This is a genomic window from Microbacterium sp. 13-71-7 (assembly GCF_002257455.1).
GTDB lineage: Bacteria > Actinomycetota > Actinomycetes > Actinomycetales > Microbacteriaceae > Microbacterium.
This window is the reverse complement of the sequence record NZ_NCKN01000104.1, coordinates 1-13725: the sequence shown is the minus strand read 5'-3', so window position 1 is coordinate 13725 and position 13725 is coordinate 1. Positions and strand designations below refer to the sequence as shown.

12 protein-coding genes are annotated in these 13725 nt (G+C 72.3%); 6 read left to right on the top strand and 6 right to left on the bottom strand.

Annotation, left to right across the window (positions count from 1 at the left end; translation table 11 throughout):
• From B7X32_RS11410 to B7X32_RS11400, 3 genes are all read right to left on the bottom strand, one after another.
• Positions 1-2801, bottom strand: a 2801-nt coding sequence (locus B7X32_RS11410; protein WP_292719590.1) for an FtsX-like permease family protein, incomplete at its 3' end; no start/stop codon positions are given.
• Entirely contained in the window at positions 2798-3514 is a 717-nt protein-coding gene (locus tag B7X32_RS11405; RefSeq protein ID WP_292719588.1) for an ABC transporter ATP-binding protein, read from the bottom strand. The genes B7X32_RS11410 and B7X32_RS11405, both read right to left, overlap by 4 nt.
• Positions 3511-4137: a PadR family transcriptional regulator gene (locus B7X32_RS11400; RefSeq protein WP_292719586.1), complete on the bottom strand. Its 627-nt coding sequence runs from the start codon at positions 4135-4137 to the stop codon at positions 3511-3513. The genes B7X32_RS11405 and B7X32_RS11400 overlap by 4 nt, the downstream gene beginning before the upstream one ends.
• 220 nt (positions 4138-4357) lie before the next feature.
• Between B7X32_RS11400 and secA the strand changes: the two genes are divergently transcribed.
• The 3 genes from secA to B7X32_RS11385 all read left to right on the top strand — a co-directional run bounded on the left by secA (position 4358) and on the right by B7X32_RS11385 (position 9201).
• Positions 4358-7159: a preprotein translocase subunit SecA gene (gene secA / locus B7X32_RS11395; protein WP_292719584.1), complete on the top strand. Its 2802-nt coding sequence runs from the start codon at positions 4358-4360 to the stop codon at positions 7157-7159.
• Positions 7160-7259: 100 nt separating this feature from the next.
• Positions 7260-7928, top strand: a complete 669-nt coding sequence (locus tag B7X32_RS11390; protein WP_292719582.1) for a GntR family transcriptional regulator — start codon at positions 7260-7262, stop codon at positions 7926-7928.
• Positions 7929-7977: 49 nt separating this feature from the next.
• Positions 7978-9201 (top strand): pyridoxal phosphate-dependent aminotransferase, encoded by a 1224-nt coding sequence (locus tag B7X32_RS11385; RefSeq protein WP_292719580.1) that lies wholly within the window; start codon positions 7978-7980, stop codon positions 9199-9201.
• A gap of 17 nt (positions 9202-9218) precedes the next feature.
• Here B7X32_RS11385 and B7X32_RS11380 read toward each other — a convergent pair whose 3' ends face one another.
• Both B7X32_RS11380 and B7X32_RS11375 read right to left on the bottom strand, forming a co-directional pair.
• A complete protein-coding gene (locus tag B7X32_RS11380; RefSeq protein ID WP_292719578.1) occupies positions 9219-10472 on the bottom strand; it encodes a P-loop NTPase in 1254 nt (417 codons plus the stop codon).
• A complete protein-coding gene (locus tag B7X32_RS11375) occupies positions 10469-11086 on the bottom strand; it encodes an SAF domain-containing protein (protein WP_292719576.1) in 618 nt (205 codons plus the stop codon). Before B7X32_RS11375 ends, B7X32_RS11380 begins: the two co-directional genes overlap by 4 nt.
• Before the next feature lie 96 nt (positions 11087-11182).
• Here B7X32_RS11375 and B7X32_RS11370 point away from each other — a divergent pair, with 96 nt between their 5' ends.
• Positions 11183-11461 carry a helix-turn-helix domain-containing protein gene (locus B7X32_RS11370; protein WP_292719574.1) on the top strand — a complete coding sequence of 93 codons (279 nt, stop codon included), beginning with the start codon at positions 11183-11185 and terminating at the stop codon, positions 11459-11461.
• A gap of 161 nt (positions 11462-11622) precedes the next feature.
• On the opposite strand, the gene B7X32_RS11365 is transcribed toward B7X32_RS11370, so the two are convergent.
• Positions 11623-12219, bottom strand: a complete 597-nt coding sequence (locus tag B7X32_RS11365; protein ID WP_292719572.1) for a hypothetical protein — start codon at positions 12217-12219, stop codon at positions 11623-11625.
• Positions 12220-12352: 133 nt separating this feature from the next.
• Here B7X32_RS11365 and B7X32_RS11360 point away from each other — a divergent pair, with 133 nt between their 5' ends.
• A complete protein-coding gene (locus tag B7X32_RS11360; protein ID WP_292719570.1) occupies positions 12353-12739 on the top strand; it encodes an Rv3235 family protein in 387 nt (128 codons plus the stop codon).
• A 64-nt stretch (positions 12740-12803) separates the two neighbouring features.
• The coding region (locus tag B7X32_RS11355; protein WP_292719568.1) for a histidine kinase N-terminal domain-containing protein at positions 12804-13725 on the top strand (922 nt) is incomplete at its 3' end.

The window sequence follows — 13725 nt, the reverse complement described above, 5'->3', positions numbered from 1 at the left end:
ACGAACAGAGGCAGGCCCACCGCGAGCGCCAGCAGCCAGAGCAGGGGCAGATCTGCGGGAGAGAGGCTCTGCGGATTGGCGATCACCATGCTCCAGGCCGGCACCAGTCCGCTGACGACCCCCAGGAGAGCGCCGAGCCCCGTGATGATGATGGCCTGCCAGGCGTTGACGTTACGGCGCACGATGCGATTCCCGCCGATGGCGGCCAGGGTCGCGTCGTCGGGTCGCCGCTCGAAACGGCTCAGCCCGAGGCTGATCGCGGCGGCGCCGAGCACGATCCCGCCGGCCACTCCCGCGACCAGTGCCAGCCACGGCGTGGCGGGGGCGGGGCCCTTCTCCTGCATCACGGACATGCCGGAGCCGCGCCCGCTCATGCCGTCGGCATCGGCGGTGAGCCGATCCATCGTCGCCGTGTCCGGCGGGGTGTCGTAGACGCCGATCAAGGTGGCGGCGACGGTGGGGATGCCGAGCCGCGCCGCCGTCGCCGGGGTGATCACGGCATCGAACCGGGAGTGCGCCGTCGGCACCCCGACGAGCGGGAGCTCCTCCGAGGACGTGGGCTTCTCCTCGCCGGTGAAGGCGCCGCCGAGCGTGCCGGCAGGGTACGCGTCGATCCGCGCCGTGCGCGGGACGGTGGCCAGGGAGTCCGGAACCGTGGTGAGCAGGGCGCCGGCGCGGAAGGCGCGCAGCTGATCGTCGCTCAGCCGGTCGCCGTACATCGCATCGGCGGCATCCGGATCCGCGATGACGAGCATTCCCATCCCGCCCGGCGCGCAGGTCGCGCAGCCGGGCACCGAGGCACGGTACTCCTGCAGATCGGTGGGCTCCGGTCGTCCCGTCGCCGGGTCGTAGGGCGGGGCGGACGGCGACGAGATCGTGAACACCGCCCGAGGATCCGTGCCGGCGAGCAGCGTCCGCGCGTCCTGCTCGATCTGCGCGCGCCGCGTCTCCTCGCCGCCGAGCGACACGGTGACGGATCCGAGCGGACCGGCCCACATGTACTGCCGCGCGCCGGACGCGGACGTCGTGGCGAGGGCCGCGAGGACGAAGGTCGCGATGAACACGCTCGCGGTGATCGCCGTGAACGCCGGCACCGTGCGCGTGGGGTTCGCGGCGGCGTCGCGCGCGGCCAGGCGCGGCGCGAGTCCGATCGGCGAGAGGACGCGTGCGACGCCGCGCAGGAGCGTGTGCCCGGTGAGGATGATCCCGATCTGGATGAGGAGGGGGCCGCCGATCATCATCCAGAGCGAGATCGTGCGGAACACCCCCTGCTGGAGCTCCGTGTTCGTCGCCTCCTGCGCGGGGGCGTAGATCGCGAAGGTCCGCGGGGCGGCGAAGACGGCCGCGATCACGCCGCCGGCGAGGCTGATCGCGACTCCGGAGACCAGGAGCACGACGCCGAAGACGGGGAACCTCCTGCGCAGCACCGCAGGCCTCCGCGCCCCGCGCAGTGCCGCGAGGGTGTCGCCGCGGGTCGCGCCGCGGGCAGGAGTCACCGCAGAGAGAGTGCCGACGAGCGCGGCGAACACGATGATCGCGACGGCGGCGTCCCACGGGATCCGGAACCCGAAGCTCGACCAGAAGAGCCCTTGCACGCCCGGGTCCAGCACGCGGAGCGCGATCGCCACGGCCGCGCCGCCGAGCACGGCGCCGGCGATGCCCCCGACCAGTCCGAGCGAGAGCCCCTGCAGCACGACGACGCGGAACAGATCCCCGCGGCCGGCGCCGACGCTCGCGGCGACGGCGAGGGAGCGCTGCTGGCGCCGGGTGGCGACGGCGAACGCGGCACCCGCGAGCAAGGTCACCAGGAAGCCGCTCGCGACGGCGAAGACCGCACCGGCCGCGTACGAGGCCCAGCGGGCCTGCGGTGCGCGGGCGTTGTTCGCGGTGAGTGCGCCGGCCGGAGGATCCAGCACGACGTCCCGCGCGTACACGCCGTAGCCGTCGCGGTTGAACGCGGCGAAGTCCTCGAAGCGTGGCTGCCAGTCCGTGATGTACCAGGAGCGCGCGCCGGCACCCGCGGTCTCGGCGGGGATCGCGCCGAGCGGCGCGTACAGCGCGGTCGCGTCGTACCGCTGCGCATCGATCGCCTGCAGGGTGCCCGTGATGGTGAGCGAGGTCCCGGTGTCCGGCAGGGTGACCCGTTCGCCGACCGCGATCCCCAGCCGGTCCAGCAGCCCGGGCGTCGCCATGGCCTCGTGCGGGCCGGAGGGCGCGGTGCCGGACAGGATCCGGAAGGCGCCGGAGAGAGAGGGATCCCACAGGCTTCCGCTCATCACGGTGAAGTTCGCCATTCCGGTGGGCGTGGTGAGCCGGGCCGCGCTCTGCTCGACCGGGATCACGTGCGCGCCAGGGGGGACGCGATCGCTGATCTCGGTGGGCGGCCGATCCGTGGGGCCGGCGCCGGGTGTCGCCCCTTCCTCGGTCTGGGACATCGACGGCTCGTCGATCGCCTGCCGATATCCCTCCGGGAGCGGCGAGATCGGCACGAGCAGCGACTGCGCGTGCCCGAGCCGCAGCGTCACGGCCTCGTCGGCGGTGGCGGTGCGGCTCTCCAGGAACACGGCCGCGCCGAAGAGCGCTGCCACAGGAAGGGCCACGAGCAGCGCCACCAGGACGGAGGAGGCCTTCGTCCGCAGCACCTGACGCCGGGCCAGGCGCAGGTCGGCCTGCAGGCGCGGCCAGACGCTCCGCTTCCGTGGCGCCGCGGCATCGCGTCGCCGCGGCCCCGGGCGTCCGGTGCGTGCGGCCCTGGTGCGGGGCATCGAAGCGGTGCGCCGGGTCGCGCGCGTCCCGCTCACGGCACCACCAGCAGGTCGGCGGCGTCGTCGCGCCGGGTCTGGTCGATGATCCGCCCGTCGCGGAGGAAGACGATCCGGTCCGCCCAGGCCGCGTGCCGCGCCTCGTGCGTGACCAGGATCCCGGCCGCTCCGCCGTCGATGCGCTCGCGCAGCACGCGCAGCACGGCCTCCCCGGTCACGGAGTCCAGGGCGCCGGTGGGCTCATCGGCGAGGATCAGGCGTCGCCCGCCCACGATCGCGCGGGCGATCGCTACGCGCTGCTGCTGACCGCCGGAGAGGTCGTCGGGATAGGACGAGGCCTTGACGTCGAGGCCCACCGCGGCGAGGGCGTCGTGGGCGGCCCGCCGCGCGGCCCTGCCGGCGATCCCGTCCAGCTCGAGGGGCAGGGTGACGTTCTCCATCGCGGTGAGCGTCGGGATGAGGTTGTAGTCCTGGAAGACGAATCCCAGTGAGCGGCGCCGGAGCGCCGCGACCTCCCGCGGGGTCGCGGAGCTGAGATAGGTGTCCTCGACGATCACCTCGCCCGCGGTCGGGGTCTGCAGTCCGCCGGCGATCGCGAGCAGCGTCGACTTGCCGGATCCGGAGGCGCCCATGACGGCGACCAGCTCGCCGGACGACACCGTGAGATCCACGCCGGAGAGAGCGCTGACCGCGGTGGCCCCCTGCCCGTACTGCTGCGACACGCCGATGAGCTGCAGCACCGGGGCGGTCATGCGTCCGCGCTCCCCGAGGCCGCCTGCGCGCTGAGGGTCCGGGCGGAGGGCCTCCCGCGCTTCGGGTGCTCGGTGGAGAGCTCGAGCTCCAGCGCGTGCCGCGGATGCTGCGCGAGGCGCTGCTCGGTGTGATCGAGCCAGCGCACCTCCGCCTCCGCCTGGAAGATCATGCTGTCGATCACGAGCGTCCAGGCCAGTTCCTGCGGGCTGTCCGGCTGAGGGCCGGCGTACTTCGTGCGCTGCAGCTCCTGGAGCTGGGCCAAGGAGGCCCTGCGCTGCGTCTGGATGACGGCAGCCACGTCGACCCCTGGCAGCGTCGCGGCGACCGCCAGCTTGATGGCGAGCTCGTCGCGGGTGCCCGTGCCGCGCTCGACGGGGGAGGAGAGCCAGCCGGCGACCTCGGCGGATCCGGCCGGCGTGATCGCCCAGTACACGTGCCCCTGCTCGTCGGCGTCGCCGCGCTCGACGAGCCCGTCGCGCTCCAGGCGCTCGAGCGTGTTGTAGATCTGGCCGACGTTGAGCGGCCAGGTCGAGCCGGTGCGGCGATCGAACTCGGCGCGCAGCTGGTACCCGTAGCAGGGACCCTGATCGAGGATGGCGAGGAGGCTCTGGCGAACGGACATCGGTATTTCCTTTCCCGGAATCTGTTTCCGAGTATATGCATACCCGGAAACATCCGTCCGTCTCCGTCGCGCGGTGTGTCGTCGCCCGGAACGCCGTGCGCCGGCTCGGATCCGATCCACGGGTCCGGTGCAGGGGATCGACAGGTCACGGCCCGGTAACATGGGTCCGTATGCCGTGCGCGCGTCGCGCGCGGGTCAGACCCCTAGGGAGATGGAATCCGTGGCGAATCCTCTTGAGAAGCTGCTGCGCGCGGGAGAGGGACGGATCCTGCGCCGCCTGAACGGCGTCGTCAAGGCCGTGAACGCGCTCGAGGACGACTTCGCGAAGCTCAGCGACGAGGATCTCCGCAACGAGACCGTCGAGCTGCGCGCGCGGTTCGAGAAGGGCGAGACCCTCGACCAGCTGATGCCGGAGGCGTTCGCCGCCGTCCGCGAGGCCGCGAAGCGCACCCTGGGCATGCGCGCGTACGACGTGCAGATCATGGGCGGCGCGGCCCTGCACGAGGGCAACATCGCCGAGATGAAGACCGGTGAGGGCAAGACCCTCGTGGCGACCTTCCCGTCCTACCTCAACGCGATCGCCGGCCAGGGCGTGCACGTCATCACGGTGAACGACTTCCTCGCGACCTACCAGTCCGAGCTCATGGGCCGCGTCTACCGCGCCCTCGGCATGACCACCGGCGTGATCGTCTCCGGGCAGACGCCCGAGGTGCGCCGCGAGCAGTACAACGCCGACATCACCTACGGCACGAACAACGAGTTCGGCTTCGACTACCTGCGCGACAACATGGCCTGGCGCAAGGAGGATCTCGTCCAGCGCGGCCACTTCTTCGCGATCGTCGACGAGGTCGACTCGATCCTCATCGACGAGGCGCGCACGCCGCTGATCATCTCCGGCCCCTCGTCGGGCGAGGCGAACCGCTGGTTCGCCGAGTTCGCGAAGATCGCCCGCACGCTCGAGGCGGGCGAGGACTACGAGGTCGACGAGAAGAAGCGCACCGTCGGCGTGCTGGAGCCCGGCATCGAGAAGGTCGAGGACTACCTCGGCATCGACAACCTGTACGAGTCGGCGAACACTCCGCTGATCTCGTTCCTGAACAACTCGATCAAGGCGCTCGCCCTGTTCAAGCGCGACACCGACTACGTCGTGATGAACGACGAGGTCATGATCGTCGACGAGCACACCGGCCGCATCCTGGTCGGTCGGCGCTACAACGAGGGCATCCACCAGGCGATCGAGGCCAAGGAGGCCGTGCCGGTCAAGGCGGAGAACCAGACCCTCGCCACCGTCACGCTGCAGAACTACTTCCGCCTCTACGACAAGCTCGCGGGCATGACCGGAACGGCCGACACCGAGGCCGCGGAGTTCATGTCCACGTACAAGCTCGGCGTGGTGCCGATCCCGACCAACCGGCCGATGATCCGCCAGGACAAGCCGGACCTCGTCTACAAGAACGAGACGGCCAAGTTCGCGCAGGTGGTCGAGGACATCGCGGTGCGCCACGAGAACGGGCAGCCCGTGCTCGTCGGCACCGTCAGCGTCGAGAAGAGCGAGTACCTCTCCCGGCTGCTGAGCAAGAAGGGCATCAAGCACGAGGTCCTGAATGCCAAGAACCACGCCCGCGAGGCCGAGATCGTGGCGCGTGCCGGACGCCTGGGCGCCGTGACCGTCGCCACCAACATGGCCGGACGAGGCACGGACATCATGCTCGGCGGCAACGCCGAGTTCCTCGCCGTGCAGGACCTCAAGTCCAGGGGACTGGATCCGGTGGAGACGCCGGATGAGTACGAGGCCGCGTGGGAGGAGACCTACGAGGCGATGAAGGAGAAGGTGGCCGTCGAGGGCGCCAAGGTCGTCGAGGCCGGCGGACTGTACGTGCTCGGCACCGAGCGCCACGAGTCGCGCCGTATCGACAACCAGCTGCGCGGCCGCTCCGGCCGTCAGGGCGACCCCGGCGAGAGCCGGTTCTACCTGAGCCTCACCGACGACCTCATGCGGCTGTTCCAGCAGGGCGCCGCCGAGGCGATCCTCGCGCGCACGAACTTCCCCGAGGACATGCCGATCGAGTCGGGTCTCGTGACCCGCGCGATCCGCAGCGCGCAGAGCCAGGTCGAGGCGCGCAACGCCGAGATGCGCAAGAACGTGCTCAAGTACGACGACGTCCTGAACCGCCAGCGCGAGGCGATCTACACCGACCGCCGGCACATCCTGGAGGGCGACGACATCGCCGACCGGGTGAAGCACTTCGTGGAGGACGCGATCGGCGCTGTCGTCGACGACCACACCGCGGAGGGCCACACCGAGAGCTGGGACTTCGACAGCCTGTGGACCGAGCTCAAGACGCTCTACCCCGTCGACGTCACGATCGACGAGGTGGTCGCCGAGGCCGGAGGACGCAAGGGCGGGATCACCGCCGAGGGCCTCAAGCGCGAGCTCGTCTCCGACGCGATGGTCGCCTACGAGAAGCGCGAGAGCGCCCTCGGCGAGGCGGCGACGCGCGAGCTCGAGCGGCGCGTGGTGCTGCAGGTGCTCGACCGCCGCTGGCGGGACCACCTCTACGAGATGGATTACCTCAAGGACGGCATCGGCCTGCGCGCGATGGCGCAGCGCGACCCGCTGGTCGAGTACCAGCGCGAGGGCTACTCCATGTTCCAGGCCATGATGGGCCAGATCAAGGAGGAGTCGGTCGGCTACCTCTACAACCTCGAGGTCGAGGTGCGTCAGGCGGGCGACGAGGGCATCACCGAGGTCGAGGCCAAGGGGCTCGCCGAGTCGGCGGGTGACCAGCGCCTCGAGTACTCCGCGCCGAACGACGCGGGCGATGTCGAGGTCCGCAATGACCGCGGCCAGGTGCAGCAGGCGGCGACGGATCGACTCCGCCAGGCGGCCGCACGCGCCCAGACCGAGAGCGAGGAGCCCGCAGAGCCGGCCGCGCGCGGTGCCTTCGGGCAGCGCGTCGAGGGCGGCCAGGCGGCTCCGGCCAATCGCGCGGAGCGTCGCGCCCAGGGCAAGAAGAAGTAACGCGCTCCCAGAGCCACGAGAGGAGGCCGGCACCCGTCCAGGGCGCCGGCCTCCTCTCGTCGTGGCGTGCGGGGCGATCGCGCGATGGAAGAATGGGGCCGTGACCAGCACGGGGGGACGTCAACTCGCATCCGCGCGGATCGCGTCGTGGTTGCGCGACGCGATCCTCGACGGCGTGCGCGCCCCCGGCGGACGCCTGATCGAGCGTGACCTCGCCGCAGAGTTCGGCGTGAGCCGTGTTCCCGTCCGCGACGCGCTCAAGGTGCTCGTCGCGGAGGGCCTCGTCGAGCTGCGTCCGCACACCTGGGCCGTGGTGCGCGAGTTCACGGACGCCGACCTCGCCGACCTCGACGAGGTGCGCGGGGTGCTCGAGCCCCTGGCGTTCCGGCTCGCGGCGGAGCGCCACCGGCGGGACGGCCTCGCCCGGCTCCAGCGGGCCCTGGAAAGGGAGGAGACGGGCGCACGCGCGGGGGACGGGATCGGATCCCGCCGCGCCGCGGCCGACTTCCACGAGATCGTGACCGACCTCGCCGAGAACCGGCTGCTGAGCGACATGATGAAGGGCATCCGCAGCAGGCTGCGCTGGGCGCTCTCGCAGCACGACGACCTGCAGCACATCAGCGGGGAGCATGTCGCGCTGTTCGAGGCGATCAAGGCGCGCGACGCGGAGCGCGCGGCCGAACTCGCCGCGGCGCACGTGGAGAGCAGCCGACGCGCGCGCATCGCGCACGTCGAGGCGGTCCGTGCGGGCGCGGCCGGCATCGGGTAGCGCGACCCGCGTGTACGAGGCCCCCTCGCGCGGGCGGTAATCTTGGCCGATGACACCGAGAACCTTCGACCAGTCGTCCAAGCTGAAGAACGTCCTTTACGAGATCCGCGGCAACGCACTCGTCGAGGCGGCTCGGCTGGAGGCGGCAGGCCACTCGGTGCTCAAGCTGAACACGGGCAACCCCGCGATCTTCGGGTTCGAGGCGCCGCAGCAGATCGTCCGCGACATGCTCGCGACGCTGCCCACCGCGCACGGCTACAGCGAGAGCAAGGGCATCATCTCCGCGCGCCGCGCCGTGGTCAGCCGCTATGAGCAGGTCGACGGCTTCCCGCTCGTCGATCCCGAGGACGTGTACCTCGGCAACGGCGTCTCCGAGCTCATCACGATGACCATGCAGGCGCTGCTGGACGAGGGCGACGAGGTGCTCATCCCCGCCCCCGACTATCCGCTGTGGACCGCGATGACGAGCCTCGCCGGCGGTACGCCGGTGCACTACCTGTGCGACGAGGAGAACGGCTGGAACCCGGATCTGGAGGATCTGCGGTCCAAGGTGACCCCGCGCACCAAGGCCATCGTCATCATCAACCCGAACAACCCGACGGGCGCCGTGTACTCGCGCGAGGTGCTGCAGGGCATCGTGCAGGTCGCGCGGGAGAACGACCTGCTGCTGCTGTCGGACGAGATCTACGATCGGATCCTCTTCGACGAGGCGCAGCACATCCCCACCGCGACGCTCGCGCCCGACCTGCTCTGCCTCACCTTCAACGGGCTCTCCAAGACCTACCGCGTGGCCGGATACCGGTCGGGCTGGCTCGTCATCACCGGGCCGCAGCAGCACGCGAGGGGCTTCATCGAGGGGATCACCCTGCTCGCGTCCACGCGACTGTGCCCGAACGTGCCGGCGCAGCACGCGGTGCAGGCGGCTCTCGGCGGGGTGCAGTCGATCGAGTCGCTGATCGCCCCGAGCGGGCGCCTGCACCTGCAGCGCGACGCCGCCTGGGAGGGGCTCTCCGCGATCCCCGGCGTCAGCTGCGTGAAGCCCACGGGAGCCCTCTACGCCTTCCCGAAGCTGGATCCGAACGTGCATGAGATCCACGACGATGCGAAGCTCATCTACGATCTGCTGGTCGCGGAGCGCATCCTGCTCGTGCAGGGCACGGGGTTCAACTGGGCGACGCCGGATCACCTGCGCGTGGTGACGCTGCCGGAGCCGCGCGTGATCACCGAGGCGATCGAGCGTCTCGGCAACTTCCTGGCGAGCTACAAGCAGTAGCCCGACGCGGCGCGGGGTCAGACCGCGGCAGCCCCGAGACGCCGTTCGCGTCGCGTCCCGGGGCTGGGCGCGTCGCGCAGCAGCGTCGCGGCGAGGGCGCGTGCCGCGGCCGCGAACGGCGAGCGTCCCGACACGTCGGGCACGGGCCTGGCGTGCAGCGCCGCGGCGTCCAGCGCGCGCCGGTCGTACGGCAGGAAATGCACGTCGCGGATGCCGGAGAACCGGTCCAGGGCGCGCCGGATCTGACCGCGTGCGTCGATGCCGAGGGGGCCGGGACGCACCTTGTTGACGGCGACCGTGACCGGGACGTCGCCGACCTCGGCGCGCAGCTCCGCGTAACCGCGCACGAACCGGGCGATCCCGAGCGGATCCGCGGCGGCGACGGCGACGATGCGGTCCGCGCTGCGCAGGGCGGTGAGCGTGGCGGCATTGCGCCGTGGGCCGTCGAGATCGCTGCTGATCTCCTCGTCGGCCTCGAGCGAGGCGGCGACATCGACCAGGGTGATCGCGCTCCAGCGCCGGCAGGCCTCGAGAGCGGCCTGCAGGCGCGCGGCGGACAGCTCGGGCCAGCGCGAGGGGCGGTTGACGCCGACCAGCACGTCGACGGTGCCGCCGGAGGACTCCGCGGGCCGGGAGAGGCGGCTGAGCTCGGCGCCGTCGAGCAGACCGAGCTCCGCCCGGCGGCATGCCGCGGCGATGCCGGGTCCGTCGTCGGTGAGGCCCAGCAGGAGGGCGAGGGCCGGCGCGTGGGTGTCGGCATCGACGAGGGCGACGCCGCGATCCGGGGCGGCGAGGAGCGCGGCGAGCTGCACCGCGACCGTGCTGCGTCCCGGTGCGCCGTGCGGACCCCACACGGCGATCAGCCGATTCGGCGGGGCTCCTGCGCCGGGCTCGTGCGCGCTCGTCTCGTCGCCGTCCACGCCCGCGCTCGCGTCGTGGAGCGCGTCCGCGACATCCCAGCCGCTCGCGGACGCGGGCAGCGGCGCCCTCAGGCCGTGGCGGTGGGCGAGGCGCGCGGCGGCCGGTCCGTCGCCCAGCGTGAGGATCCGCACGCCCGCGCGATCGCACGCCCCGCGCAGGGCCGGGCTCAGCCACGCCCGCTCCGCCGGGATCAGCAGCGCCTCGGCGTCGCGGAGCTCCTCGGCGTGCGCGACCAGGCGGGCGGCCTGGGGCGGCGGCATCCGTGCGATCACCGTCACGCCGGCGAGCTCCAGCTCGTCCGCGAGCGTCTCGGCGCGCTCCGGGGGCAGGGCCAGGACGACCCCGGTCACGATCGGGCCCCGACCGCCACCACCGACAGCGAGGATCCGCCCGTCAGCGCCCCGAGCACCTCGCCGACCTTCGCCCGGCTCACGATGAGTTCGAGCGTCGTGGACTTCGCCGACAGGGGGCCGTCCTCGCGGTCGACCGACGCGACGGTCGCCTCGGGCAGCAGCACGTGCGGGGCGTCGAAGCCCTTGCCCTCGGCGCGCGGATCGGCCGCCCACAGCTCGACCACGGTGCCCCTGCTGATCGAGCCGGGGACCGGCACCGCGCTGCGCACCACGACCGAGGTGGTGCGCCCCTCGTCGGCGGCTGAGGCGGCGGACGCCGGCACGAGCTCGCCCTCGGCGATCGTGCGGGTCGCGATCAGGCCGGGCTCGAGCGTGCCGGGGGTGAGGTAGCCGGATCCCACCGTGCCGAGGGCGACGTCCACCACGCGCACATCGGCGGAGGTGAGCGGATCGCCCGGGACGATCGTGCGCACGGCCTGCAGCGCGGGACGGGTCTGCTTCGCCGCGCCCACGATCAGCCAGACGCCGGCGACGGACAGGACGATCAGGGAGAGGCCGATGAAGAAGCGCAGATCGGTCCAGGGCCGGCGAGCGGCTCGTGCGGTGCTCATGCGCCCATGGTCACAGAATCCGAATCCGGGCGAGCGAGTTATCCACAGCGCCCCTGCCACCGCCGCGGACGCGTCGACGCGGAGCACAATGGACGCATGCCCGACGCACCCACGCCTGCCGTGCGCTTTCTCGCCCTGGCTCAGGTGGCGGAGCTCCTCGGCGTGCGGATCGAGGAGATCCTCGAGCTCATCATGCAGGGCCGGCTGCGCGGAGCGAGACTCGGCGCCCCGGCCGCGTGGCGGGTCGAGGAGGCCTCGATCGCCGAGTACCTCGCGGAGCAGGCGGAGGACGCGCGGCGCAGGGCGCTCTGGCGGCAGGCGAACGCGGCCAGCTTCCCCGAGCTCTGGGGGCCGCCGATCCGCATCGGCGACTGAGCCCGCCGCGCCCCCGGTCGTCGGTGCGCCGACCTCTCGAGTCGTCCCTGTCGTCGGCCCCCACTTTCGGGTCGTCCCCCTGAGCGGAGCCTATGGCGTGCGCTGGCGGGGACGACTCGGATCCGGGGACGACTCGGATCCGGGGACGACTCGGATCCTCCTCAGGCGAGGCCGGGGGCGGGAGCGTCCGTGCCGAGGGAGAGCACCGACGCGAACGGCAGGATCCGGAAACCCGCGACCGCGCGGGCGCGCCGCGGCGAGCCCGCATCGTGCAGCGCGAGATCGAGGTGGTCCGAACCCGCGCGGTCGATCGTCCCGGCCAGCACCGTGCCGGAGCGGGTGCGCACCGTGACTCCGCTGCGGCGCCGGGCGAGGTCGCGCAGCACGAACCCGAACGTCATCCGCTCGCGCAGGGGCGAGAGCGGCGCCGCCGCGGCGCTGCTGCTCAGCAGCGCGCCGTGGTCGAGCGCCCACAGCTCCACGGCGTGCGCGGGCAGCAGCACGATCCCCGGCGCCCCCTGCGGCTGCACGGCGGTCCAGTCCGCGCCGACCGCGCGCAGCCGGCCGTGCACGCGCGTGGCATCGGTGAGCACGGCCGCGACCGTTCCGCCCTCGTCCACGAGCGCGCTCAGCCGGGTGCGCAGGTCGAGCCGGGCGATGCGCAGACGCTCGGCCTCGGCGTCCAGGGCCGCGCGCTCCGCCTCCCAGCCCGAGGCCACCTGGTCCTCGAGGTCTTCGAACAGCCGGTCCCATTCCATGCCGTCGAGGCTAGGGGATGCGCCGGGGACGGCATACGGGTTGTCCACATGACTTCGCGGACCCGCCCCGTGCGGCGGACGGGTGTGCTCGAATGCGAGTCACGCCATCCGAGTCCCGAGGGGGAGAACGCCGATGATGACGCTCGAGGACTTCGCGCCGCAGCCCACGCCGAGCGCGGAGCTGCCGGATCCGACTCCGCTGCTGCAGAGCCTGACGCGCGGCGTCCTCGAGGTCCTCGCCGGAGTGCGCGAGGCGGATCAGCTCGCCCGCTGGTTCTCCGAGGACGCGTTCATCGTGCTGACGACGCGCGCGAACCTGTCGGCGCGAGCGAGGAGCGCGCGCGGGGTGGCGCCGGCGAGGCCGGTGTTCCGCATCCTGTCCACGCACGTCTCCTCGCCGGCGGACGGCATCGTCGAGGCCACCCTGATCGTGCAGACCCCCGGGCGCACGAGGGCCGTGGCGGTGCGGCTGGAGGGGCTGGACCGGCGCTGGCGGGCCACGTCGCTGGCGATGCTCTGAGCCCCGCGCCGTCGGCCCTGCGCCCGCGCATGAGGGGCGGGGGATACGCCTTAGGCTGTGTAGGGTGTCGACACTCAGTGATCTCGCCCAGGCCCAGGGCTGCCTCGAAGACGAAGACGTCGAATGGCTGCACCGACTCGCGAGCGACGGGCAGCTGCTGGCCGATCTGGCCTCCGCGGACATCGTGATCTGGATCGCGACCGCCGACGGATCCTTCATCGCCGTCGCGCACACCCGCCCGAGCGGCGCGGCCACCCTGTTCTACCGCGACATCGTCGGGGAGCGGGTGCGGCCGCAGTGGCGCACCCAGGTGCAGGGCGCCTTCGACACGACCGAGATCGTGGACTCGGCGAATCCGGACTGGTTCGAGGAGACGCCGACCAGAGTCAGGGCCGTGCCCATCGTCCGCACCCGCGGCAAGGACGGCCAGCGCACGCGACCGGTCGGCGTGCTCACCCGGCACACGAACCTCGGCGAGGCGCGCACGCCCTCGCGGCAGCAGATCACCTTCAACGAGGCCGCGGACGACCTGTTCCGGATGATCTCCGGCGGCGAGTTCCCGGACCTGTCCGCGCCGACCTCGCCGCGCCGCGGCGCCCCGCGCGCCTCCGACGGCCTGATCCGCATCGACGTCGACGGCGTCGTCACCTTCGCCAGCCCGAACGCGCTGAGCGCGTTCAATCGGATGGGCTTCGACGAGGAGCTCGAGGGGGAGTCCCTGGTCGAGGTCACGACGCGCATCGTCCCGCCCTCGCGGCAGGTCGACGAGTCGCTGCCCGTCGTGGTCACGGGGCGTGCGCCGTGGCGCACCGATGTGGAGGCGCGCGGGGTCACCGTCTCGCTCCGGGCGATCCCGCTCAAGGACCACGGCACCCGGATCGGCGCGATCGTGCTGTGCCGCGACGTGTCGGAGCTGCGCCACCAGGAGCAGGAGCTCATCACCAAGGACGCGACGATCCGCGAGATCCACCACCGGGTGAAGAACA

Excerpts from the sequence above, each read along its gene's own strand:
- B7X32_RS11370 (WP_292719574.1), top strand. The coding sequence starts at position 11,183 with ATGCCCGACGCACCCACGCCTGCCGTGCGCTTTCTCGCCCTGGCTCAG.
- B7X32_RS11405 (WP_292719588.1), bottom strand. The coding sequence starts at position 3,514 with ATGACCGCCCCGGTGCTGCAGCTCATCGGCGTGTCGCAGCAGTACGGG.
- B7X32_RS11360 (WP_292719570.1), top strand. The coding sequence starts at position 12,353 with ATGATGACGCTCGAGGACTTCGCGCCGCAGCCCACGCCGAGCGCGGAG.
- B7X32_RS11365 (WP_292719572.1), bottom strand. The coding sequence starts at position 12,219 with ATGGAATGGGACCGGCTGTTCGAAGACCTCGAGGACCAGGTGGCCTCG.
- B7X32_RS11375 (WP_292719576.1), bottom strand. The coding sequence starts at position 11,086 with ATGAGCACCGCACGAGCCGCTCGCCGGCCCTGGACCGATCTGCGCTTC.
- B7X32_RS11400 (WP_292719586.1), bottom strand. The coding sequence starts at position 4,137 with ATGTCCGTTCGCCAGAGCCTCCTCGCCATCCTCGATCAGGGTCCCTGC.
- B7X32_RS11385 (WP_292719580.1), top strand. The coding sequence starts at position 7,978 with ATGACACCGAGAACCTTCGACCAGTCGTCCAAGCTGAAGAACGTCCTT.